We start from the raw sequence: 2,537 nt of genomic DNA, 5'->3' as shown, positions 1-2,537 counted from the left end.
CCTTGCGACCGTGGCGGGTGACCCGGAGGTACTGGTTGAGGAACTCCGCGCCGTCGGAGGACCCGGCGCAGATGCTGGCCACGGCCGCCAGGATCTTGCCCTGACCGGGGAGTTGGTCGACCGCCTTGCCGCGGGCCAGGACCAGGGCGTTGCGGGCGCGGGCGGCCATGAGCCACGACTGCACCAGCGCCTCACGCTCGCCCTCCGAGAGCAACTCCGCGGCGGCCGCGGCCTCGAGCGCCTCCAGGGTGGAGGTGGTGTGCAGGCCCGGCACCCGCGCCGCGTGCTGCATCGTGAGCAACTGCGCGCACCACTCGACGTCCGCCAGACCACCGCGCCCGAGCTTGGTGTGCGTGGCCGGGTCGGCCCCTCTGGGCAGACGCTCGGTGTCGATCCGCGCCTTCATCCGCCGGATCTCCTGCACCACCTTGGGCGGCACCCCGTCCGCCGGGTAACGGAACTCGTCGATCATGTGCAGGAAGTCCAGGCCCAGGTCGCGATCCCCCGCCGCGAACGCGGCCCGGAGCAGGGCCTGCAGCTCCCACGTCTCGGCCCACTTGGAGTAGTAGGCGCGGTAGGACGCAAGCGTCCGTACCAGTGGTCCGTTGCGGCCCTCCGGTCGAAGGTCGGCGTCGAGGTCGAGCGGGGGGTCCGACGACGGCGAGGAGAGCAGCCTGCCCACCCGTTCGGCCACCTGGACGGCCCACCGGACGGCGACGTCCTCGGCGACGCCCTCCACCGGATCGCACACGATCATCACGTCCGCATCGGATCCGTACGACAACTCGTCCCCGCCGAGCCGCCCCATCCCGATGTACGCGAGTCGGGCCGGCGGCGCCTGGCCCTCGGGGGCCATGTCCCTCATCACGGCCGCGAGGGACGCCTCGAGCACCGCCCGCCACACGGCGGACAGGCGCTTGCCGACCTCCGGCACGGAGACCAACCCCAGGACGTCCGCGGCGCCGATCCGGGCCAGCTCGGCCCGGCGTAGCGACCTCGCCGCGGCGATGACCTTCTCGGGGGTGCGGTGACGGGACGCCGAGGCGGACAGCGCGGAGGCGATGTCGGAGACCTTGGAGGCCACGAGCACGGGCCCCTCGGCGCCGTCGGTCAGCTCCGGGATCACCTCGGGGTTGCGGAGCAGGAGTTCGGAGACGAACGCGGAGGTGCCCAGCACCGTCACCAGGCGGCGCGCCACGATGCTGTCGTCCCGCAGGATGCGCAGGAACCAGGTGACGTCCTGGTGCTCCTCACACAGCTTGCGGTAGGCCAGCAACCCGGCGTCCGGGTCCGGGGTGTCGGCGAGCCATTCCATGAAGGCGGGCAGGAGCAGCGCCTGGATCCGGCCGCGGCGGTTGTTCTGCCCGGCCAGGGCCCGGAGGTGCCCGAGTGCGTGGCGCGGTGCGCCGAACCCCAGTGCCGCCAGCTGCCGCTCCATCGCCTCGGAGCTCAGGGACAGGGCCTCCGCGTCGTAGGCGGCGATCGAGTCCAGCAGCGGGCGGTAGAACAGCTTGGAATGGAGCCTGCGCACCCGGCTGCGGACCTGACGGAGCTGCTGGAGCAGGACCTCCGCGGCGTCGTGCCGACTGCTGGGCCGGATGTGGGCGGCGCGGGCGAGCCAGCGGTACGCCTCCCGGTCGCCGTCCTCCGGGAGCAGATGGGTGCGCTTGTAGCGCTGGAGCTGGAGACGGTGCTCGAGAAGTCGCAGGAACTCGTAGGCGGCCACCAGGTTGGCGCCGTCCTCCCGCGCGATGTATCCCCCCGCCCGGAGCGCCCCGAGCGCGTCCACCGTGCTGGCGACACGCAGCTCCTCGTCCGTGCGACCGTGCACCAGTTGCAGGAGCTGGACCGCGAACTCCACGTCGCGCAGGCCCCCACGCCCGAGCTTGAGCTCGCGCTCCCGGAGCGGCTCGGGGACGTTCTCCTCCACCCGCCGGCGCATGGCCTGGACGTCGTGCACGAAGTCGTCCCGCTCGGAGGCCGTCCACACCAGCGGGTGCACGGTGTCGTAGTACTCGGTGGCCAGGGCCAGGTCGCCGGTCATCGGCCGGGCCTTGAGCTGCGCCTGGAACTCCCACGTCTTGGCCCACCGCCTGTAATAGGCCTCGTGCGACTCCAGCGTCCGCACCAGCTCTCCGGACTTGCCCTCGGGTCGCAGGGCGGCGTCCACCTCGAAGAAGGCCATCGAGCCGATGCGCATCATCTCCCCGGCCACCCGACCGGTCTTGGCGTCCGCGGGTTCGGAGACGAAGATGATGTCCACGTCGGAGATGTAGTTGAGTTCGCGGGCCCCGCCCTTGCCCATGGCCACCACGCCGAGGCGACAGGGCATGGGCGAATCCGGGTACACCGTGGAGACCGCCACCGCGAGCGCGGCGGTCAGCGCGGCGTCCGCGAGATCGGCGAGGCGACGACCCACCTCGGCGAACGGCAGCACCGGCTCGTCCTCGACCGTGGACGCCACGTCGTGGGCGGCCAGGAGCGCCACGTGGTCGCGGTAGGCCGACCGGAGCACGTTGACCGCGGCGCCGCCGATG

The 2,537-nt window shown here is 72.3% G+C and carries 1 protein-coding gene; it reads right to left on the bottom strand.

The window, feature by feature from the left end; all coding sequences use genetic code 11:
• A partial coding sequence (locus tag G6017_RS07150) for a bifunctional [glutamine synthetase] adenylyltransferase/[glutamine synthetase]-adenylyl-L-tyrosine phosphorylase (protein ID WP_182616683.1) occupies positions 1-2,537 on the bottom strand: 2,537 nt, incomplete at both ends.

The organism is Dietzia sp. B44, assembly GCF_014145245.1.
Classification (GTDB): Bacteria; Actinomycetota; Actinomycetes; order Mycobacteriales; family Mycobacteriaceae; genus Dietzia; species Dietzia natronolimnaea.
The sequence above is the reverse complement of the archived record's forward strand: the minus strand, read 5'-3'. Positions and strand labels throughout refer to the sequence as shown.